At 61.8% G+C, this 21,693-nt stretch carries 14 protein-coding genes and 1 riboswitch; of the genes, 2 read left to right on the forward strand and 12 right to left on the reverse strand.

Annotated features, from left to right (window positions below; all coding sequences use genetic code 11):
• Positions 1 to 24: 24 nt before the first annotated feature.
• Entirely contained in the window at positions 25 to 594 is a 570-nt protein-coding gene (locus tag V7756_RS01910) for a transcriptional regulator (protein ID WP_335608468.1), read from the forward strand.
• 150 nt (positions 595 to 744) lie between these two features.
• Here V7756_RS01910 and V7756_RS01915 read toward each other — a convergent pair whose 3' ends face one another.
• The gene (locus tag V7756_RS01915) at positions 745 to 2,334 is read right to left on the reverse strand and encodes a peptide chain release factor 3 (RefSeq protein ID WP_335608469.1); all 1,590 of its coding nucleotides are present in this window, start codon (positions 2,332 to 2,334) and stop codon (positions 745 to 747) included.
• Between the two features lie 209 nt (positions 2,335 to 2,543).
• On the opposite strand from V7756_RS01915, the gene V7756_RS01920 reads away from it, so the two are divergent.
• Positions 2,544 to 3,356, forward strand: coding sequence for a helix-turn-helix transcriptional regulator (locus V7756_RS01920; protein ID WP_335608470.1), 813 nt, complete (start codon positions 2,544 to 2,546; stop codon positions 3,354 to 3,356).
• A 4-nt stretch (positions 3,357 to 3,360) separates the two neighbouring features.
• Here the strand turns inward: V7756_RS01920 and V7756_RS01925 are convergent, their stop codons facing one another.
• The 11 genes from V7756_RS01925 to V7756_RS01975 all read right to left on the reverse strand — a co-directional run bounded on the left by V7756_RS01925 (position 3,361) and on the right by V7756_RS01975 (position 20,972).
• On the reverse strand, positions 3,361 to 4,389 hold the full coding sequence (locus tag V7756_RS01925) for an asparaginase (RefSeq protein ID WP_335608471.1): 1,029 nt from the start codon (positions 4,387 to 4,389) through the stop codon (positions 3,361 to 3,363).
• Complete coding sequence (locus V7756_RS01930; protein ID WP_335608472.1) at positions 4,386 to 5,789, reverse strand: aspartate ammonia-lyase; 1,404 nt, start codon at positions 5,787 to 5,789, stop codon at positions 4,386 to 4,388. The genes V7756_RS01925 and V7756_RS01930 overlap by 4 nt, the downstream gene beginning before the upstream one ends.
• A 54-nt stretch (positions 5,790 to 5,843) precedes the next feature.
• On the reverse strand, positions 5,844 to 7,274 hold the full coding sequence (locus V7756_RS01935) for an alanine/glycine:cation symporter family protein (protein WP_335608473.1): 1,431 nt from the start codon (positions 7,272 to 7,274) through the stop codon (positions 5,844 to 5,846).
• A 159-nt stretch (positions 7,275 to 7,433) separates the two neighbouring features.
• A complete protein-coding gene (locus V7756_RS01940; RefSeq protein WP_335608474.1) occupies positions 7,434 to 11,303 on the reverse strand; it encodes a DUF1631 family protein in 3,870 nt (1,289 codons plus the stop codon).
• 85 nt (positions 11,304 to 11,388) lie between these two features.
• The gene (atzF, locus tag V7756_RS01945) at positions 11,389 to 13,191 is read right to left on the reverse strand and encodes an allophanate hydrolase (protein ID WP_335608475.1); all 1,803 of its coding nucleotides are present in this window, start codon (positions 13,189 to 13,191) and stop codon (positions 11,389 to 11,391) included.
• Positions 13,188 to 16,802 carry an urea carboxylase gene (gene uca, locus V7756_RS01950; RefSeq protein ID WP_335608476.1) on the reverse strand — a complete coding sequence of 1,205 codons (3,615 nt, stop codon included), beginning with the start codon at positions 16,800 to 16,802 and terminating at the stop codon, positions 13,188 to 13,190. The genes atzF and uca overlap by 4 nt, the downstream gene beginning before the upstream one ends.
• Before the next feature lie 85 nt (positions 16,803 to 16,887).
• Positions 16,888 to 17,529 (reverse strand): urea amidolyase associated protein UAAP2, encoded by a 642-nt coding sequence (locus V7756_RS01955; RefSeq protein WP_335608477.1) that lies wholly within the window; start codon positions 17,527 to 17,529, stop codon positions 16,888 to 16,890.
• Between the two features lie 11 nt (positions 17,530 to 17,540).
• Positions 17,541 to 18,257, reverse strand: a complete 717-nt coding sequence (locus V7756_RS01960; RefSeq protein WP_335608478.1) for an urea amidolyase associated protein UAAP1 — start codon at positions 18,255 to 18,257, stop codon at positions 17,541 to 17,543.
• A 28-nt stretch (positions 18,258 to 18,285) separates the two neighbouring features.
• A complete protein-coding gene (locus V7756_RS01965) occupies positions 18,286 to 19,068 on the reverse strand; it encodes an ABC transporter ATP-binding protein (RefSeq protein ID WP_335608479.1) in 783 nt (260 codons plus the stop codon).
• Entirely contained in the window at positions 19,068 to 19,886 is an 819-nt protein-coding gene (locus V7756_RS01970; protein ID WP_335608480.1) for an ABC transporter permease, read from the reverse strand. The genes V7756_RS01965 and V7756_RS01970 overlap by 1 nt, the downstream gene beginning before the upstream one ends.
• A gap of 57 nt (positions 19,887 to 19,943) precedes the next feature.
• Positions 19,944 to 20,972, reverse strand: a complete 1,029-nt coding sequence (locus tag V7756_RS01975) for a putative urea ABC transporter substrate-binding protein (RefSeq protein ID WP_335608481.1) — start codon at positions 20,970 to 20,972, stop codon at positions 19,944 to 19,946.
• A 51-nt stretch (positions 20,973 to 21,023) separates the two neighbouring features.
• Positions 21,024 to 21,125: riboswitch (guanidine-I (ykkC/yxkD leader) on the reverse strand.
• Between the last annotated feature and the right edge of the window lie 568 nt (positions 21,126 to 21,693).

Below are 21,693 nucleotides of genomic sequence, written 5' to 3' on the forward strand. Positions count from 1 at the left end.
ACTTACACTCAGAGGAGATAAGAAATGTCGCTTACACGTGAGCAATATGAAGAATATCGGCGTAATTTTCCGGCCCGCAAATCAGCTCGTCGCATGGGCTGGATGAGTGTCGGGCTGGGGGTGGCACAACTGTGCCTGGCAGCACCAATGGCGCGCACCCTGGGATTGCCGTCTGCCGCTGGCATGTTACTGCGCATGTGCGGCATGCGCGAACTGGCAACCGGCGCCGGCCTGCTGTTGACCGACAAGCCCGAGCCCTGGATGAAGGCGCGGGTAGCAGGTGATGCACTGGACCTCGGTTGCCTGGGGCTGGCGGCGCAGTTCGGCAACAAGCCGTTGAACGCCGTTCTGGCCGCCGGCAGTGTGGCGGGCATCGCGGCCATGGACTGGAAGTGCAGCAAGGGGCTGGAGACCGAGCATCAGCCGCACAAGGTGTATGACTACAGTGACCGCAGCGGCTTCCCGAAACCCGCCTCACAAATGCGCGGCATAGCGACCAGCGAAAAGGATCGCGGGCAATCAGGTGCCGACCTGGGCGAGAACGCCGAGCTGGTCACGCCCAAGGCGCCGCCTGATCCAGGCGAGCTGGTTTAAACCAAGCGGCAAGCTGCAAGCCGCAAGCCGCAAGCGACAAGAAAAAAGCAAAAAGCCCGAACCGGACGTCGGAACGGGCTTCTCATTGCTTGCCGCTTGCCGCTTGCCGCTTGCCGCTTGCCGCTTGCCGCTACTAAGCCGCGCTGCGGCTTAGTGATGCTCGCGCGTAGCGCGGAACTTGATGTCCGGCCAGCGCTCTTCCATCAGCGCCAGATTGACGCGCGTCGGCGCCAGATAGGTCAGGTGGCCGCCGCCATCGACTGCCAGGTTGTCGGTTGCCTTGTTGCTGAATTCTTCCAGCTTCTTGCGATCGGTAGATTCAACCCAGCGCGCCGACCAGACGTTGATCGGCTCGTACAGGCATTCCACCTTGTATTCCTGCTTGAGGCGCGCGGCGACTACGTCGAACTGCAACACACCCACGGCGCCCAGAATGATGTCGTTGTTGCGCTCGGGGAAGAACACCTGGGTAGCGCCTTCCTCGGCCAGCTCCTGCAGACCCTGGCGCAACTGCTTGGATTTCAGCGGGTCCTTCAGGCGCACCCGGCGGAACAGCTCGGGGGCGAAGTGTGGAATACCGGTGAAGCCGATCTTCTCGCCTTCGGTAAAGGTGTCGCCGATCTGGATGGTGCCGTGGTTGTGCAGACCGATGATGTCGCCGGCCCAGGCCTCTTCCAGATGCTCGCGCTCGGCGGCAAAGAAGGTCAGGGCGTCGGCGATGCGCACGTCCTTGCCGGTACGCACGTGATGCAGCTTCATGCCCTTTTCGTAGCGGCCCGAACAAATGCGCACGAAGGCGATGCGGTCGCGGTGCTTGGGGTCCATGTTCGCCTGGATCTTGAACACGAAACCGGTGAAGGGAGGCTCGGTGGGCTCCACGGTGCGCTCATGGCTGGCGCGTGACTGCGGCGGCGGCGCCCAATCGACGACAGCGTCAAGTACCTGATCCACGCCGAAGTTACCCAGGGCGGTACCGAAAAAGACCGGGGTCATTTCACCCTTGCGGAAAGCCTCGTGATCAAACTCGTGGCAGGCGCCTTGCACCAGTTCCAGCTGCTCGACGAAGTCCTCGTACAGATCACCCAGGTGTGCGCGCGCCTCGTCCGAATCGAGGCGCTCGATGGTTTTGGTTTCGGTACGCTCGTGGCCGTGGCCTGGCTGATAGACGATGATGCAGTCGCGGCTCAGGTGATACACACCCTTGAAGTCACGGTAGCAACCGATTGGCCAAGTGATGGGCGCAGCCTTGATGTTGAGCACTTCCTCGATTTCATCGAGTAGCTCGATCGGGTCGCGGATATCGCGGTCGAGCTTGTTGACGAAGCTGACGATGGGCGTATCACGCAGGCGGCACACATCCATCAGGGCGATGGTGCGTGGCTCCACGCCCTTACCGCCATCGAGCACCATCAGCGCCGAATCGACCGCAGTCAGGGTGCGGTAGGTATCTTCCGAGAAGTCTTCGTGACCAGGGGTATCGAGCAGGTTGATCATGCCGTCGCGGTAGGGGAACTGCATGACCGAGGTGGTCACCGAAATGCCGCGCTCCTTCTCCATGGCCATCCAGTCGGAGGTGGCGTGGCGGTCGGATTTACGCGATTTGACCGTGCCAGCCACGCTGATTGCCTGGCCCATCAACAGCAGGCGCTCGGTGATGGTGGTCTTACCGGCATCAGGGTGGGAGATAATGGCGAAAGTACGGCGCTTACCGACTTCCTTGGCGATCGGGGAGTTCGACATCTGCTGAGGTATTCCAGAGTTTGGCTGCCGGCGCGCGGCCTGGATGCGGCGTGGCGTGCGGCTTGAACGAAAAGTGGCAGCCATTTTCCCTGATCCGGCACCCAGACACAATCGACAGCGGACAAATGACCCGCTCGGCAGTGACGCAAAGCAGGCGGTTTCCAAGCGCGTGGCCTTTGACTAGTATGGCGCAAAAATGGAGAGCCCCCATGCGCGATGATTTTGGCGACAATCTGCGGCTGCTGTGCAGTTACTACAAATCCACCGCCGAAGTCTGCCGTCGCCTGGGCATCAACCGCCCACAGTTCAATCGCTATCTCAACGGCGTCAACAAGCCTTCGGACAGCACCATGCGCAGGCTCTGCGATTTCTTTGGCGTTGAAGTTCACGAGATGCTATTGCCGCATAGCCAGTTTCAGCGGCTGGTGCAGGTGCGACCGCAGCAGCAGTCACGTCCGGTAGCGCGTTCGGCAGCGGTAGAGCATCTGGGGCATCTGAATGGGGTTGGTCAGGCGGGACTGGACAAGTATCTGGGCTATTACTTCGAGTATTACCTGTCCATGGCCTATCCGGGCAGTATTCTGCGCACCCTGGTTTGCATCGAGCAGCGCGACGGCAATACCTGCTATCAGCGCACTGAACGGATCAAGCCCCGACGGGGTGGCAAGCCGTTTCACGGGGTGTACAAGGGCCTGGTGCAGTTTCTCTCCGACCGCATCTTTCTGCTCGATTACGAAACCCTGACCAATTTCGAGATGACCCAGACCGTTCTCTACCCTTCGTTCCAGAACCGCGTAGACCGCATCACCGGTTTGCGGCTGGGCGTATCCGGGAGTGGCGAACGCGTGCCGTGCTGCACCCGAGTGCTCTACGAGTACCTGGGAACGCGGGTGGACCTGCATCGGGTGCTGGCGCTCTGCGGCCTCTATGCTGCTGATGATCCAGAACTGGACGAAGACATTCGCGCCTCGGTACGCAATGACATCGGTGCGGGTGAATGGCACTTCCGGGCGCGCTTCTGAACGCTCAATCGCTTGAGCGTTCACCGCAGTAGAGCTGTGCCCAATCGTCGCGCAGCGCCTGCTGGTCGCGGCCGCCGGCAATCAGCCAGTGCAGTTTGCAGAAGGCGGCCTCCGGTGTCATGTCGCCGCCACTGAGAACGCCCTGTTCCTGCAAGGCTGCACTGGCAGCGTAGGTACCCGGGCTGACGCCGCCGTCCAGACACTGACTGACGTTTACCAGTACCTTGCTGCGCGCGCGGGCGCGGCGCAAAAAGGCATTGAAAGCCTGGTCGCGGCTGGGGATATTGCCGGCGCCATAGCTCAGCAGCACTATCGCCCGGCAATGGTTGTCGGCCAGGAGCGCATCGTACAGGGCCGCCGGCATGCAGGGATGCAGGGTGAGCAGAGCGACCGCGCCAGGCTCAAAGTTCAGCTGAGCCGCCAGCTGCGGGGCGCGAGATGCAGAATCTGCGCTCAGCAGGCGTTCATGATGCAGCCTGGCTGCGGCGCCAAGTTCACCCAGCGGCGCCTCGTTGGGGCTGTCGAAAGCGGCAAAGCGCTTGCTGCTGACCTTGCGGATGCGGCTGCCGCGCAACAGCTGGTTATTGAAAACCAGGCAGACATCGGGAAGGCGCGGCCCAGCTGCGAGCAACAGGGCGTTACGCAGGTTGTCTGCAGCGTCGCTGCCGGGCAGGCCCAGTGGAATCTGCGCGCCGGTAAAGAGCACATTTCTGGCACAGGCGCCCAGCATGAATGCCAGTGCGCCAGCGCTGTAGGCCATGGTGTCGGTACCGTGCAGAATGACGAAGCCCTGATAGTTGTCCCAATGCTCGGCCAGCAGCGCGGCCAGACGCTGCCAGTGCGCCGGGGTGATGTTGGCGCTATCGATCAGCGGTTCTAGCTCCAGCAGGTCAAAGCTCGGCAGCTCAGCCAGGCTGGCGCCAAACTGCTGTTCGATACGCCCGTGCAGGCCGGGCGTGGGGGTCAGGCCCTGATCCGTCGGGGTCATGCCGATGGTGCCGCCCGTGTACAGGATCAGCACCGCGGCACTCATGACGCCTCCTTGTGTGGCGCCAGCATCGACTGCGGGCTGAGCAGCAGATTCAGCTGTGCTTCCGACATCAGGTTCTCGGCAATGATCAGCGCCTTCACTGTGCCGCCTGTCATCAAGGCAGTGTGGGCAATGCGCGAAGCGTTGGCGTAGCCGATGTGCGGCACCAGGGCAGTGATGATGCCAATGCTGTTGTCCACGTGCGCGGCGCACACCTGCTCGTTGGCAATGATGCCGCGAATGCAGCGCTGCTCCAGCATCTGGCAGGCTTCCTTGAGCATCTTCAGGGAGTTCAGCAGATTGTAGATGATCATCGGCTCCATGGCGTTGAGCTGCAGCTGCCCCGCCTCGGCGGCCAGGGTCACCGCCAGATCGGCGGCGATTACCTGATAGGCGGTCTGGTTCATCGCCTCGGGGATCACCGGGTTGACCTTGCCGGGCATGATCGACGAGCCAGGCTGCATGGGCGGCAACTGAATTTCACCCAGGCCGGTGCGCGGGCCGCTGGAGAGCAGGCGCAGGTCGTTGCTCATCTTGCTCAGCTTGATCGCCAGGCGCTTGAGAATACCGGAAAAGAACACGAAGGCGCCCATATCCGAGGTGGCTTCCACCAGGTTGCTGGCCGGTACCAGCGGTTTGCCCGAGATCTGCGCCAGGCATGCCACCACCTTGGCGGAATAGCCATCGGGGGTATTGATGCCGGTACCGATGGCGGTGCCGCCCAGGTTGACCTCGCAGAGCAGGGCGCAGGCCTCGCTGATGCGGTCGATGTCTTCGCCCAGAGTTACCGCAAAGGCGTCGAACTCCTGACCCAGCGTCATGGGGACCGCGTCCTGCAGCTGGGTGCGGCCCATCTTCAAAATATGCGCAAACTCGCGGCCCTTGTCTTCCAGTGCGGCTTTCAGCGAGGCCAGTGCCGGAACGAAGGCGTCCGCGGCAAACTGAATCCCCAGACAGGCGGCGGTCGGGTAGGCGTCGTTGGTCGATTGCGAGCGGTTTACGTCGTCATTGGGGTGCAGGAACTGATAGTCGCCGCGTTGGTGGCCGAGCTTGACCAGCGCCACATTGGCGATCACCTCGTTGGCATTCATGTTGGTTGAAGTGCCGGCACCGCCCTGAATTACATCGACAATGAACTGGTCGTGGTATTGATCCTGGGCGATATCCTGGCAGGCCGAGACAATGGCGTCCTTCTTTTCGGCGCTGAGCAAGCGGTAGTCGTGGTTGGTCAGCGCAGCGGCTTGCTTGACCATCGCCAGTGCGCGGATCAGTTCCGGGAAGTGGGAAATGGGTACGCCGGTGATGGCAAAGTTGAAAGCGGCGCGCTGGGTCTGGATGCCATACCAGGCATCGCTGGGCACATCCTGATAACCGAGCAGATCGTATTCTGAGCGGGTGTTCATGTGGTTTTCTACCGAAAGGGAAGGGCGCCCCGGAATCGGGGCGCCGGGTCAGCGTCAGGCTTGTTTGACTTGCGGGGTGCGCGGCCAGGCTTCGGGGTCCAGGTCCAGATCGGCAAAGTCTTCGGCGCGGAACACGGGTGTCGGATTGCCGGCCTTGAGTTGGCTATCGTAGTCGCGCATCACCCGCAGGCCTTTCTTCCACAGCATGGCCAGGGCAATCAGGTTGGCCAGTGCCAGCAGGCCCATGGTCAGGTCGGCAAAACCGAATACCGTGCCCAGGTCCATGATCGCGCCCAGACAGCAGAGGCAGATCACCACCACACGGAAGCCGTTCATGAGAAATTCATTGCCGCGGCCGCCGGTCAGGTAGCTGACGCTGTTTTCGCCCAGGTAGTAGTTGTAGAGCACGGTGCTGAAGCCGAACAGCAACATGGCGATACTCACGAACACCCGGCCCCATTCACCGATGTGGGTCGCCAGTGACGCCTGCGTCAGCGCAACACCCTGGCTGGAGTCGGTCAGGCTGGGGTCATAGGCCGTACCCATGAGAATGATCAGCGCAGTGCAGGTACAGAGCAAAATGGTATCGATGAATACCGAGAACGATTGCACCACGCCCTGATTGGCCGGGTGCGGCACAAAGGCCACCGCCGCCACGTTCGGTGCACTGCCCAGACCGGCCTCGTTGGAAAACAGCCCGCGCTTGACGCCCATCATGATGGCGGCGCCAATACCGCCGCCCACGACCGGGCCCAGACCAAAGGCGCTGTTGACGATGAGCATCAAGGTATCGGGAATGGCGCTGAAGTTGAGTCCCAGCACCACAATGGCAATCAGCAGATAACCGCCGGCCATGATGGGCACCAATACCTCGGCCACCTGGGCGATGCGCTTGACGCCGCCAAAGATGATCAGCCCTACCACCAGTGCCAGGCCGATGCCGCTGTAATACAGGGGAATGTCGAAGGCATCCTGCAGGGAGGTGGCTACCGCATAGGATTGCAGGGCAATAAAGCCGATGCCGAAGGTCACTAGTAGCAGGATCGAGTAAATGACCGCCAGCCACTTCCAGTTCTTGCCCAGGCCGCGTTCGATGTAGTGCGCCGGGCCGCCGCGAAAGGCGCCATCGGGCTCAGCGGTCTTGTAGACCTGCGCCAGGGTGCACTCGAAGAAGCTGGTTGCCATGCCCATAAGGCCGACGACCCACATCCAGAAAATCGCACCCGGCCCGCCCAGGGTGATGGCCACGGCGACGCCTGCGATGTTGCCGCCGCCAACCCGGCCGGCAACCGAGAGAATCAAAGCCTGAAAGGAGCTGAGGTGACGCTTGTCCGCTTCGTGATGATTGGCAGTGAGAATGCCGAACATCTTGCCGAAATAACGAAACTGCACGAAACGCGAGGCGATGGTAAACCACACGCCGAGGCCAATGAGCAACGCAATGAGGACCTTGCTCCATAGCAGATCGCTGAGAAGGGAAAGCATGACGAACTCCTTATTCGGTTGAGCCGATTTTTATTTGCAAACGCGCAGGCTCATTGAAACGGAGAGAATTCGATGTGAATAGTTTGTAACTTGATACGTATTGGTGCTGAATGATTCATCATCAGCGTCAGGTAGCGACAGTTACCCTTTGGGTGTTGCTCAGAATTGCTTGCGCAGATCCAGATGGTCCAGCATCAGCGGCTGGCCGAACTGGTAACCCTGCGCATAATCCACGCCCACATGGGTGACCGTGTTGAGGATGTCCTGGCTGCCGACGTACTCCGCGATGACTTTCTTCTTCAGATAATGGCCCATCTCGGTGATGGATTTGACCAGGGCGTAGTCCACATCGTTGTTGTTGATGTCGCGCACGAAATTGCCATCGATCTTGATGAAATCAACCGGCAGGCGCTTGAGGTAGGAGTAGGACGATTGGCCCACGCCAAAGTCGTCCAGCGAAAAGCGGCAGCCGATGCTGCGCATCTCCTTGATGAAATCTGCCGCATCATCGAGATTGGTCACGGCCACGGTTTCGGTGATCTCGAACACCAGCTTGTCCCGCGGGACCGGGTAGCGCACCAGGGCATCGAAGATGAAATCGAGGAAGGTCTCGTCATTCATGCTGTGGCCCGAGAGGTTGACCGAGAAACCACCAAACAGGTGCAGGTCGTCCATGTTCTGATGCATCCACTGCAGTACATGCTCGACTACCCAGCGGTCGACGGCAGCCATGCGGTTGTACTCTTCGGCGACCTTGATGAACTCGGCCGGCGGGGAGGCTTCGCCCTGTTCATCCAATACGCTGAGCAGCACTTCATAATGCGCGAGCGTGCGTGCGCTGCCGTTGATGGGCACGATCTTCTGACAGCGCAGTTTCAGATTGTCGTTGTCCAGCGCACGGTTGATGCGCGTGACCCAGGCCATCACCTCGTCCAGCCGCTCCAGTTGCTGGTTGCCCGGGCGCACCACCTGCACATCATGGAAGCCGGACTTCTTCGACAGACTGGTCGCCGCTTCTACGGAGCGCAGCAGCTCCATGATCTTCTGGTTCTTGCTGTCAAAGCCCACCAGCGAGAGCGCGGTACTGATCACAAAGCTGTGCTCCTCGTACACGAAGCGCTTCTCTTCGACTATGGCCTTGAGTTCGCGCGCGCTGGTGTAGCCAAAGGTCTCGGCTTCTTCGTTGAGCACTATCGCAAACTGGTCGGCGCCCAGGCGGCCGACCAGCGAACCTTCCTTGAGAAAACTCTTCAGGCGTTGCGCCAGTTCGCGCAGAAAGCTGTCACCGGCGTCGTAGCCGCAGGTGTTGTTGATGATCTTGAACTGCATGATGTCGATGAAGATCAGGCTGAAATCCTGAGCTTCCTCGTCGGCCTTGGCGACCCGCTGGGCCAGCGCGCGGCAGAATTCCTTGCGGTTGAGAAAGCCGGTCAGCGGGTCGTGGCAGGAGTCGAAGGCCAGCTTGTCGTAAACCTTCTGCACCAGGGCATCCAGGCCCTGCTCCACTGCCGGCAGCGCAGCGTCGCTGAGCAATACCAGATTGCCGTCGCGCAGCAATGCCGCAACCCGCTCAAGCGGTAGCTCCAGCTTCTGTGTGCCCTGATGATTGGCAAAGACGTACAGGCTGTCGTCGTCGGCGATCCATGCCAGCTGCACCAACTTTTCCTGCAGCTTGCCGTGGGTCAGCTCGAACCATTGCGACACTTTGAGATCGCGTACCCGCTTGATCCAGCGCTGCAGTGACACGCCGCCGTCGGGCAGGGTCTCAAGCCGCTCCTGCAGACCAGGTTCAGGCACGGCTGGCGGTTGATAATGGCTCAGCGACAGCGTACCCGGCTCCGCGTTAAGCAGTTGCTGGCACTGGGTCAGGAGCTGGCTGTGCGGCACCTGATCTTCCGGCACCTTGGACAGGCCTTTTTCCAGCAGGCGCAGCAATTGCTCCTGATTGATCGGGCGTTCTATGGCGCTGAGGCGTTCGGGGTCATTGTTGGCGGCCAGTTGCTCGAGAATCTGCAGGGTGATTTCCCAGGAGCGGCTGGCTACGCCTTCGCGCAGATAGCTCAGACGCAGCAGGTCGCGCCAGCCGTGCTCGATCAGATCAATCAGCGCCTGGGGCACTGGTTCGGCCAGCATGCGGCCGAGTTCGTGGTGAATCTGGCGGTTGGCGTGGCGAAGTCGCTGCTGGCCGTCACACCCCTGGCGAATGCGCTGCAGGTTGCGCTCTATCAGTCGCTTCTCGCGGCTCACCAGTTGATCAAGCTTGCCGATACTCTGGCTGAAGCCCTGGGTGTCGGTCTTGTCGGAGAGAATGCTGCGAATGGCGTCGAGGATGACCGGCGTGTTGGACGCCAGATTGGTACTGCTCTTGTCCGATAGCAGGGCAATGTAATTCAGTGCCTGGCGCGCCGGGTGCGACTCGGCGGAAAAAATCTCGGGATCCTGCAGCATGGCCCGCAACAAGGGTACCTGCAGCTTGCGGAACTCATCGCGCAGCTCGGCAGTGATGCGATCACTGTGCATGATGCTGTCGAACAGGCCCTCGATGGTATCCGCGGCGTCCTGTTCCTGCGCACTCAAGGGCTGGGTATCGCCCTTGGCCTGCTGCATCAATTGCTTCAGCGCGCCCGGGTCGATTAGCGGCACAGCGCCATTGAGAACGCTTTCCTGCAGCTGGCCCAACTGCTGCGCCGTGGCATGGCGCTCTTCCGGCAGCGTAGTGGCGGTGCCGGTTTCACCGCGCGCCTGGCGGCGCAGGCCCAGCAACTGGCTGACCGTGCCATAGGCAGACGCGGCTGCCGCCGGCGCAGCAGTGCTGGCTATCGCATTGTTCTGAATGCTTTGCGTGCTCTGGCTGATTGTCGCATCGCTCGCCGGACCGTCGCCCGTGCTGGTGGCGACGCTTGGAGCCGGGCTGCCCGCACCAGGCACGGCGGCTGGCGGAGCAGGCGTGGCAGTCTCGGGGGTCGGCGCTGGGCGCCGCTGCAGGGCCTGCTCGGCCAGATATTGATCGACGTCGATATCCGGCAGGATGTCGGCATCAATGAACACCTGATTCAATTGTTGATAGAAATTCGGCAGTTCGCTGAGGATGGTTTTCTGCAGTACGCCTATCACCACCTGCAACTGCGCGTGCTGCAAATTCAGACTGCGCACCTGATCGGCAAAGCCGTTGCACAGCGCCGCGGGCGAAAAAGGATTGTAGGTGCGCTTGCCATCGCGATTGCCGAAGGCGGCATCCACGCGAACCTGAAGTTCGATAAGGGCATCACGCAATTTCAGCTCCACCTTGGAAATCGCCACGCGCACCAGCAGCCAGTCTTCAAAGTCGCTCTTGGTGACCAGCTCCAGCGGCGAGGAGCGCTTGGGGCCGGCGCCTGGCTCGGGGTCTTCCACCCGTTGGCCTCGGCTGAGCTGCATGGCTTCGGCAATCATGCTCTGACTCAGCGCCGCGAAAAGGTTCTGGCGTTCCTTGCGAAACTGGCGAATGGCAACTAGAAAATGTTGCTGCGCGTCGGTTTGGGTCTGTTTGTCGGCGGCCGCCAGCAACTCGTGTTCCAGCAGGTGGCAAAAGCAGGAGTAGTGCTGGCGCAGGAAGTTGTGCAACACGGTGCAGGCTGCCCGCATCAGGGTCTTGCGATGCCGGCTGCTTAGTGCAAGCTGGTTGCCCGGCAACCTGCTGCGGTCGCTCGCGGCTGCGTGCTGGGCGGCTGACAGGTGCTGCAATACGCGAAAGACCGAGGCTTGCGGCGCCAGCAGCTGCAGGCCGGCGCCCTGGGGAGTCAAACGGATGATGGCCACGGGAATGCGCAGATGTTGCCCGGCCTGGCGAAAGCTCACGCTGGCGTTGCCGTGCTCGGCTGCCAGACGGTTGAGACTGCTGATGATGCCGCCAGCGGTGGCGGTATCAAAAGTGATCTGCAAGCCACCTTGACTGTACTCGCAGATGACGCATTGATGGCTCTCTCCCTCGCCTACCGTCAGTAGCGCATCCACTGCACATACCTGGCGGGGGAATTTCCGTTTTTCCATGAACTGCACCCAACTGACTACGTGGTCACCGAGATCAGTTTATGTGCAGTTCTGCCAAATGTCTTGCATTGTCTGCTGGCTGTCGTCAGCGTGCTGCCAGGTAAGCGCGCCAGCCACCTATTTGGGTGATTTCGTCACTGCCGTTCAGCCCGCAGGGCTCACAAATGAAACCACAGACCCAACTGCCATCGGCAATCTGCACCTTGCCAATACCCAGTGGTGCGGGGATGCCGGCGACGAAGCTGCCGAACTCGCTGCTGGGCACGGACCAGATTTCCACCTCGATAGCCGCGCCCGCCTGTTCGTCACGGATCAACCCTGGCCGGAACGGCGGACCGCCGGCCAGCGCGTACATGCGGTAGCATGCAGCGGTGTGGGTGCGCTGTCGCAGCACCGCGCCGCGCTCGCGCAACTGCCAGTTAAGCGGCAGGCCCTCCAGGTGAGCGCCGCAGACCAGCACATCGATGCAGTCGCGTGCGCCGACTGCCTGGTTGTTTAGCGCTGGTTGTGGCAGCTGGCTTGCGCCGGCGGGCAGAGGCAAACGTTGCTGCACACGATTGGCAATCGACAGCAGCGTGCGGTCGCTGAACGCCGGGCCGACCAGGGTCACGCCGAACGGTAACCCCGCCTGGGTGAAGGCGGTGGGCACGGCGATCGAGGTCATGTCGACCAGGTTCATGTAGTTGGTGTAGTAGCCCAGCTGGCTGTTGCGCAGGATCGGCTCTTCGAGCATTTCCGCGATGCTGAACAGGCGCCCGGCGGTGGGGGTCAGCAGGCAGTCGAGCCCTTGCAGTTGGTCATGGCTGGCTTTTTTCAGTTCTTCCAGCCGGTACTGCGCCTTGAACAGTGCGGTAGCCGGCGGCTTGCCGCCGGGGGCGATGATCTCGCGTACCACCGGGAAGATGGCCTCGGGATTGTCGTCGATCAGCGGCTGCGCCGCGAGGTAGCGCTCGGTTACCCAGGGGCCTTCATACAGCAGCAAAGCGGCTTCGTTGAAGGGGGTGTAATCGATGCTGACCAGTTCGATGTCATCGCCGCGCAGTTGCTCAAGGGTGGCGGTGTAGGCGGCGGCGTATTGCTCATCACCAAAGAACTGTAGTTGCTCGGCCGGCAACACGCCGATTTTCAGCGGCCCGCTGCGCAAACCGTAGTGCCGAGTCTGGTTGTCGAAAGAGTTGGCGCGGCTGTAGCCGTCCTGCGCGTCAAAGCCCTCGGCGCTGGTCAGTACGCTGTTGGCGTCGTCGCTGTTGAGGGCAAAGATGCTGATGCAATCCAGGCTGCGGCAAGCCGGCACCAGACCGCTGGCCGAGAGTAGGCCGCGAGTCGGTTTCAGGCCAACCAGGTTGTTGAAGCAGGCGGGCACGCGGCCGGAGCCGGCGGTATCGGTGCCCAGGCTGAAACTGGCCAGACCCTTGGCGACCGACACCGCCGAGCCGGCGCTGGAGCCGCCGCTGATGTAATCGAAATCAAAAGCATTGTGGCATGCGCCATGCGGTGAGCGCGTACCGTTCAGGCCAGTGGCAAATTGGTCGAGATTGGTCTTGCCGACCGGAATGGCGCCAGCGTCGATCAGTTGCTGTACCACCTGTGACGATTCGCTCGGCGTGTAGGCAAAAGCCGCGCAGCCGTTGGTGGTGGGGATGCCGGCCAGGTCGATATTGTCCTTGATGGCAAAGGGCACGCCCCACAGTGGTGTGGTTGCCGGGTCCTTGGCTGCCAGTGCGGCGAGGTAGGGCTGCTGCTCGGCTTCGCTGAGCAGGTGAATCCAGATGTTGTGGTCAGCCAGGGCGGCGGCCTGCTCGCGGATGCTGGCCAGCAGTTGGGCGGGGGTGAGGCTGCCGTTGGCATAGGCCTGTTTCAGGCCGTTGATGCTCATATCGATTGTCATGCGTTGTTCTCCTGGGCGGCGTCCTGCAATACCACCAGCGGTTGGCCGGCCTGTACACGGCCACCGGGCTGCTGCAATACGTGGGTAACGACGCCGTCGCACGGCGCCTGCAAGGGGATTTCCATTTTCATGGACTCGAGAATCAGCAGGGTCTGCCCGGCCTTGACCTGGTCGCCGACCTTGACCTCGGCCTGCCACAGGCTGCCGGAGACGGGGCTGTCCACGCCCACGCTGTCTTCCGGCCAGCTGATGTCGTCGGCGGCGCTTTCCAGCTCCTCGCTCTGGAAATTGAATTGGCCATTGGCGTGCCACTGGCGCAGCTCCTCGGCGAAGGCGGCGTTGCGTTGCTGTTTGAAAGCATCGATCTCGGCGGCGTTGTCGGCGATAAAGGCTTCGTGCTCCGACAGACTGAATTGGCTTTGCTCGATGCGCAGCGGGTAGCGGCCCTGCGGAAAGTCGCGGCGAATCTGTTGCAGCTCGTCGTGGCTGACTTCATAGAAGCGGATCTGGTCGAAGAAGCGCAGCAGCCAGGGTTTGCTGAACTCGCGGGTCTGGCGGTAGCGGTTCCACATCTGCAGGGTGCGGCCGACAAACTGGTAGCCGCCGGGGCCTTCCATACCGTAGACGCACATGTAAGAGCCGCCGATGCCGACCGAGTTTTCCGCGGTCCAGGTGCGCGCCGGGTTGTACTTGGTGGTCACCAGACGGTGACGTGGATCGGTCGGTGTGGCGACTGGCGCTCCCAGATACACGTCGCCCAGGCCCATCACCAGATAGGACGCCTCGAACAGCACTTTCTTGACGTCGTCGATGCTGTCCAGCCCGTTGATGCGGCGGATGAACTCCAGGTTGCTCGGGCACCAGGGCGCGTTGCTGCGTACCGACTGGGTGTATTTCTCGATCGCCTGCTGACAGGCCTCGTCGTCCCACGACAGCGGAATGTGCACGATGCGAGAGGGCACCGAGAGCTCGTTGAGCCTTTCGGACAACGCCTGCTCGGCGCGCAGCAGGTGCTCCAGCAGTGCAGCATGGCTGAGCTGCTGGCTGTCGAAGTGCAGTTGCAGCGAGCGGATGCCCGGCGTCAGTTCACGCATGCCGGGCAACGGGTTCTGCTGCAGCCACTGCATCAGCGCGTGGGCGCGAAAGCGCAGGCGGATATCCAGCATTTGCTCGCCGTACTCGACCAGCAGGAAGTGATCGCCGGCGGCGCGGTAGACAATCTCGTCGCCAAACTGCTCGGCGGGCAAGCGCTTGAGAATGGGGCTGTCGACCGGCACCGGCTGCCAGGCAACCGACTCGGCGGCCAGGGCGTCGATCTGTTTGATCTGCGCCGCTTCCAGCGCCACCGCCTGCTCGATGCTGACCGGCACAAAGCGCACCTTGTCGCCGGCGCGCAGCTGGCCGAGCTTCCACAGGTCTGCGGTGATCACGGTGGCGGGGCAGACGAAGCCACCCAGCGAAGGGCCGTCCGGGCCGAGGATCACCGGCATGTCGCCGGTAAAATCGACGGTGCCGAAGGCGTAGGCGTTGTCGTGAATGTTGGACGGGTGCAGGCCTGCTTCGCCACCGTCTTCACGCGCCCATTCGGGTTTGGGGCCGATCAGGCGCACGCCGGTGCGGCTGGAGTTGTAGTGAATCTCCCAGTCAGTATTGAAAAAGGTGTCCACATCCTTGCCGGTAAAAAAGTCGGGCGCGCCGTGCGGGCCGTAAATCACGCGCAGTTCCCAGGTATTGCTGATGTTGGGGCGTAACTCAGACGGCACGCTGGCGGACGCAACCGGGCTGACCGATGCGCTCAGGTGCAGCACGTCGCCGGTACGCAGCGCGCGGCCGTTGTGGCCGCCAAACTGGCCGAGGGTAAAAGTCGACTTGGAGCCCAGGTAGTCCGGACACTGCAAGCCGCCCAGTACCGCCAGATAGGCGCGGGTGCCGGCGTCCTTGATGCGCCCCAGGGTCAGGGTCTGGCCGGCGGCCACATCGATGACTTGCCAGGGCTCAATGGCCTGATCGTCCAGTCTGGCGTCGATGCTGGCGCCGCTGAGTACGATCTGGCTCGCTGCGGCAAAGCGCAGGGTCGGTCCTTGCAGGGTGATTTCCAGCCCGGCGGCGTCTTTGGCGTTGTTGAGCAGGCGGTTGCCGAGGCGAAAGGCGTAGCTATCAAACGGGCCGGACGGCGGCACGCCGACGTCCCAGCTGCCGGTGCGGCCGGGAAAGTCCTGAATGGTGGTCTGGGTGCCGCCGGCCAGTACGTCGATACGCGCCGGCTGGAAGCGGAAGCTGTTCAGGTAACGGGTGGTGACTTCACCGGCCAGCAGCGCCGGGTCTCGGGTCAGTGCGCGCAGGTAGTCGAGGTTGGTTTCACTGCCGTACAGGCGGAGGGCGTCCAGCGTGCTTTGCAACTTGGCCAGCGCGGCATCGCGGTCTGCGGCATGCACGATAACCTTGGCCAGCATGGGGTCGAAGTAGGGCGGTACTTCCAGCCCGGACTCGATCCAGTGGTCGATGCGAATACCGTCGCCGGACGGAAAGACAACCTCGCTAAGCAGGCCGGCACAGGGCTGGAAGTCGCGGAACGGGTCTTCAGCGTACAGGCGTACCTGAATGGCGTGGCCCTGTGGCTTGAGCGTTTTGCGTTGCGCATCCAGGTCTGGCGCTTCGCCTGCGGCCAGGCGCAGCATCCACTCGACCAGGTCAACGCCATAAACCTCTTCGGTGACGCCGTGCTCGACCTGCAGGCGGGTGTTTACTTCAAGAAAGTAGAACTCGTGGCTGTCGGCATCGTAGATGAACTCGACGGTGCCGGCGTTGCGGTATCCGATGCTGCACAGCAGCTTTTCGGCGGTGGCGTGCAGCTCGCTGCGGACCGCGTCGCTCAGGTTCGGTGCCGGGCATTCTTCCACTACTTTCTGATTGCGGCGCTGGCTGGAGCAGTCGCGCTCACCGAGTGCCAGCGCGTTGCCCTTGCCGTCGGCAAACACCTGCACCTCAATGTGGCGGGCGCGGTCGATGAATTTCTCCAGGAACACGCCGTCGTCGGCAAAGTTGCTGGCGCCAAGGCGCTTGACGCTGTCGAAGGAGCCGACTAGTTCGTCCTCGCTGTGACACAGCTGCATGCCGATACCGCCACCGCCCGCCGTGCTCTTGAGCATCACCGGGTAGCCGATGCGCGCTGCCTCGGTTCTGGCAGCAGCCAGATCGGTCAGCAGGTCGGTGCCCGGCAGCAGCGGCACATTGGCTTGCTCCGCCAGCTCGCGGGCGCGGTGCTTGAGACCGAAGGCCAGCATCTGCTCGGGCGTCGGGCCGATAAAGGCGACCCCGGCGGCCTCGCAGCGGCGCACGAAGTTGGCGTTCTCACTGAGGAAGCCGTAACCGGGGTGGATGGCCTGGGCGCCGGTGTCGGCGGCGATGGCCAGCAGTTTGTCGACCTGCAGGTAGGTGTCGGCGGCGGCGCCTTCGCCGAGGCTGTAGGCCTCGTCAGCGAGCCGCACGTGCAGGCTGTCGGCGTCGCATTCGGCGTAGACGGCGACTGACCCGATACCCAGGTTGCGCAGGGTGCGGATGATGCGGGTGGCGATGGCGCCACGGTTGGCGATCAGAACCTTGTTGAACATGTCGCTAGCCTTTGCCGGGCCGTCCCAGGCTGCTTTGTTTACGACAGTGGCCGTCCACTGAAGCTGTGATGTCTCGTTGTACGGGTTACTCAGACCAAACCAGCAATTCAACTGGCGTCGGGTTGTAACCGTTGCACGGGTTGTTCAGCTGCGGGCAGTTGGAAATCAGGATCACCACGTCCATCAGCGCGGTCAGCTCGACATACTTGCCGGCGCCGGAAATACCGTCCTCAAAGGTCAGGCCGCCCTCGCTGGTAACCGGAACGTTCATGAAGAAATTGATGTTGTGGGTGATGTCGCGCTTGCTGATGCCGTACTCGGGGTTTTCCGCCACGGCCAGCATCCAGCTGTCACGGCAGGAATGCATGCAGCGTTTCTCCAGGTCGTAACGGATGGTGTTGCTCTCGCTGGCGCAGGCGCCCCCCAGGGTGTCGTGACGGCCGCAGGTATCAGCGACGATCTCCAGCATGGGGTTGTTCTCGTTCGAGCGAATCACCGATCCGGCGGTGAGGTACACATTGCCCTGCTCGCGGATGGTATCGGTCACGCTGTAGCGCTCGACCGGGTTGGCGGCGCTGAAGAACAGGGTGTCGGCGGCCTGATTGCCTTCCAGGTCGAGCAGGCGCAGGGTCTGGCCGGCCTTGACGATGCCGATGTAGTAGTCGCCGGCGCCGATGTTAGTGCGTTGCGAGGCCGTCTCGGGTTGGCGTGAGCTGGTCTTGATCATAATGTCCTCGCTTACTTGCCCAGGTGATACAGGGCGTTGTTCATGAAGCCGCGCTGGTTTTCCGGGCGGAAGTTGCGGCAGTAATCGTCATCGTCCACGGGGGCTGCCTGGCTCAGATCAACCTGCACCGGGGTGTAGGGGTAGCTTTTGGCCTGGTTCAGCGGGTGCGGGCAGGTGTGCAGCAGCACCAGGGTGTCCATCGCGAAGCGCAGGGCGATCTGGCTGCCGGCGGCGCTATGGCCTTCGACCAGCTGCAGGTTGCCGGCCTCATCGGTGGCGACCTTGCTGAATAGATTCAAGTTGGCGGCCATGTCGGCGCGGCCCAGACCGTACTTGGCCAGCTCGACCAGAAAGGCGTCATAGCCATTCTGGTGCCATTCATTGCGGTCGCTTTGGTAGTCCCTTGCGCCCCAGCGCTCGGCCACCTGCGCGGCGTTGCTGTTGCCGCAGACGGTTTCGTGCCAGCCAAGCTGGTCCTCGACGATGGAGGCGAATACCCGGCCCATGTCGGAGTACAGGCAGTTGCCCAGGGTCAGCTTGAAGGTGTGCTGGCCTTTCAGGGTGTCGGGCGCGTTATAGCGTTCCAGCAGGTTGTCGGGGTTGTAGAACAGCATGCCGACGTTGGCGCCGCCGGTGAGGTCGGTCAGGCGCATCAGGGTGCCGGCGCGTACGCGCAGGGACCAGTGGCTGGCGCCAGGGATTTCAGTGCTGTAGTGCGTGATGCTCATTGCCGGTGTCTCCGTATCTGGGTAGCGATCAGCTGGCGTTCTCGGCCAGCAGTGGCTTAATGGTTTCAGCGGTGGTGCGCGCCGCCGGTTGCCGTGCGCTGCTGTCGATCGGCAGGTCGTAGGTAATGGTGGCGCCGAAGGCCTGGGGCGCGTGCGGGTCGTGGCGCAGCTTGTCGAACACCCACAGGCGGGTGCCCAGATGGAAGCCTTCCTTGATGTCGTGGGTGACCATGAATATGGTCAGCTTGTGCTCCTTCCACAGCCGCAGTACCAGTTCGTGCATGTCGGCACGAATGCCCGGGTCGAGCGCACCAAAGGGCTCGTCTAGCAGCAGGATGCGCGGCTTGCCGAGCAGTGCCTGGGCAATCGCCAGACGCTGCTTCATGCCGCCAGACAACTCGTGGGGGTACTTTTTCAGCGCCTGACCCAGGCCGACTTCCTGCAGGATGGCTTCGGCATCAAGGCGTGCCTGCTTGCGCTTGCTGCCGAACAGGTAGCCACTCAGCCCGCGCTGGGCAAAACCGACGGCGGCCATCACGTTGTCCAGCACGGTCATGTGCGGGAAGACCGAGTACTGCTGAAACACGATGCCGCGATCCGGGCCGGGCTCGTCGGCAATGGGTTTGCCGTCCAGCAGCAGTTGGCCGCTGCTCGGTGATTCGGTGCCCAGCAGCATCTTCAGGAAGGTACTCTTGCCGCAACCGGAGGCGCCCACCAGGGTGACGAACTCGCCTTCTTTTACGTTTATATTCAGGCGTTCCAGCACCACGTTGTCGCCGTAGCGCTTGCCGACGTTCTTTACTTCAATCATCAGTGGCCTCCTTGCACGTTCCAAGGGAACAGGCGACGACTCAGGGTGGCCAGCAGCCAATCGAACAGGAAGGCGAGCAGGGTGATCCAGGCCACGTACGGCAGGATCACGTCCATCGACATATAGCGGCGCACTAGGAAGATGCGGTAGCCCAGCCCGTCGGTGGAGGCGATGGCTTCTGCGGCGATCAGAAACAGCCAGCCGGCGCCGAGCGACAGGCGCACCGCGTCGATCAGCTTGGGCATCAGTTGCGGCAGCAGCACGCGAACGATGATCTGGCTGGTATTGGCGCCCAGCGTCTGCGCCTTGACCAGTTGTTCGCTGGGGATTTCCTGAGTGCGGCGCAGCAGGTCACGGGCAATGAAGGGCGTGATGCCCAAGGCAATCAGCATGACCTTGGACAGCTCGCCCAGCCCGAAGACGATAAACAGCACCGGCAGAATCGCCAGCGGCGGAATCAGCGAGACCACCGTCAGCAGTGGGCTCATGCTGGCGTTGATCAGCGGCAGCGCGCCGGTCAGCAGGCCCAGCGCCAGGCCGATGGACGCGGCGATGGCCACGCCCATGGCCAGGCGCTTGAGACTGCTGGCGGTGTCTACCCAGAACAGGTATTCGCCGGTGCGCTTGCTCGGCTCCAGCGCCATGCGGTCGATCGCAGCGCCCATCTGGCTGAACGCCGGCAGCAGCTTGTCGTTGGGGTTGGCCTCAAGCCGCGCATCGGACGCCACTATATACACCAGCAGCAACAGCACGAACGGCAGCAGCCCGATGAACAGCCGGGTGGCTGGCGCGGGGGACAGGTTGATCAGTCGCTTCATGGTGTTTCCTTGCGGCGGGGGCGCAAACCCCTGGTGAATTCAGCGCAGCGGATCAGCTCAGAGCTGACCGTCGGCGGCCAATTGCATGTAGCTGGGGTCGAAGCGCAGCTTGGTATTGTTGCTGTTGCCGTAGGTGCCGGCAGGCATCTCGACGCCAATAAAACCGGCATCCGGCGCGCCCTCGCCGAGCAGGCCGTGATCGAAGGAGAACTCCGCCACGTACTGCATGGTTTGCTGCAGTTTCTGGCTGTTGGTCAGCTCGAGGGCGGCGGCAGGGGTATAGAACATCTCGGTGCTGGCCAGCTGCGCTTCGTAACCAGCCAGATCGGTGCCGGAGGCTTCGGCCAGGAAGGTGCGTACGGCTTCGTCGGCCTGCATCTTCTGCATGATCTCGTACCAGGCGCCGGTCAGTGCCTTGCCCAGCTCCGGGTGCGCTTTCAGGGTCTCGGTATTGATCACCAGCAGGTCGATGATTTCACCGGGGATCTGTGAAGAGTCGAACACCTTGTGGCTGTCGGGCTGGCTGGCGATCTCGTTCAGCAGCGTGTTCCAGGTCGCTACCGAGGTGACGTCGTCGGTGCCGTAGGCGGCGACCAGGTCGGCGTCCGAGGTATTCACCACCTGCACATCGGCCTCTTTCATATCCACCGATTCCAGCGCGCGGGCCAGCAGGTAGTGGGAGACACTCAGCTCAACCAGGTTCACGTTCTGACCCTTGATGTCAGCCAGTTGCTGTTTGCCCTTGAGCACGATGCCGTCGTTGCCGTTGGAAAAGTCACCGACGATCAGTGCGGTGCTGTCCACGCCGCCCGCAGCGGGAATGGTCAGGGCATCCATGTTGGTCATGGTGCAGGCGTCGAACTGGCCAGCGGTGTACTGGTTGATGGATTCGATGTAGTCGTTGATCTGCACGACCTCGATATCGATGTCGTACTTGTCGGCCCATTTCTTGACGATGCCGCTGTCTGCGCCATAGGCCCAAGGCATCCAGCCGACATAAATGGACCAGCAGACCTTGAAGCTGTCCTGCGCCTGGGCGGTGGAGGAAAGCAGAAGGGATAGAACCAGTGCGGAAATCTTTTTCATAATGACCTCTCATTCAGTGACACGCGGAGCACTCCTGGCGTTATGCCAATCGTCTCCCGGGCTTTTGTCCCACCGTGTAACCTTTGACTGAAAGGTCGAGTGCTCTCGGACCAGTCACTGAACAGCTCAGCCGGAACCCTAGCGCTCTATTTGCAAATTGTGTGTTGCGACTGCGTGAAGGAGTGCGAACGCTTTTTTCAAAGCAAATAGCAGACCAGAATCGTCTGTCTCAAGCGGCAACGCAGTCTTGCGGCGGTTGATCGCTTGCGAGGCTGGGTCAGGCGAATTTTTTGCGCACCCTTCTGGGGCGTAGATTCCTGCATGCGCTTTAGTGGTGCAAAGTGGCCAGTCTTGCTCGGTAACCGTCAGTAGCTGCTAGCCTGTTGAGGTGAGCGGTGGTTCGGCGAGGAGTGGCGACAGTTGAAAAAAAGCCTGTTGATCTGTCTGCCTGCTTGCACAGCAGTAGTGCGATGAAGGCACAACCTGCACTGGACTATTGCAGTACAACCTGGCCCCTGCTGCGAGCCTTGTTGAAATAAATATCAAAAACAACGGCTTGAAATCTCTGGCACAGCGCTTGCTAATTCCTCTGTGATGCAACGCTCAACGACTGGGCGCGGCGTCAGTCTCAGTAAAAGCAATTACAGAATTTTCGGGCAAAGGCGTCCACCAACATACCTGTTCTCGACAGCTATGTTCGTGGACGCCTTTTTTTGTGCGC

Origin of the sequence: Halopseudomonas sp. (genome assembly GCF_036961105.1) — a bacterium.
Lineage (GTDB): Bacteria > Pseudomonadota > Gammaproteobacteria > Pseudomonadales > Pseudomonadaceae > Halopseudomonas.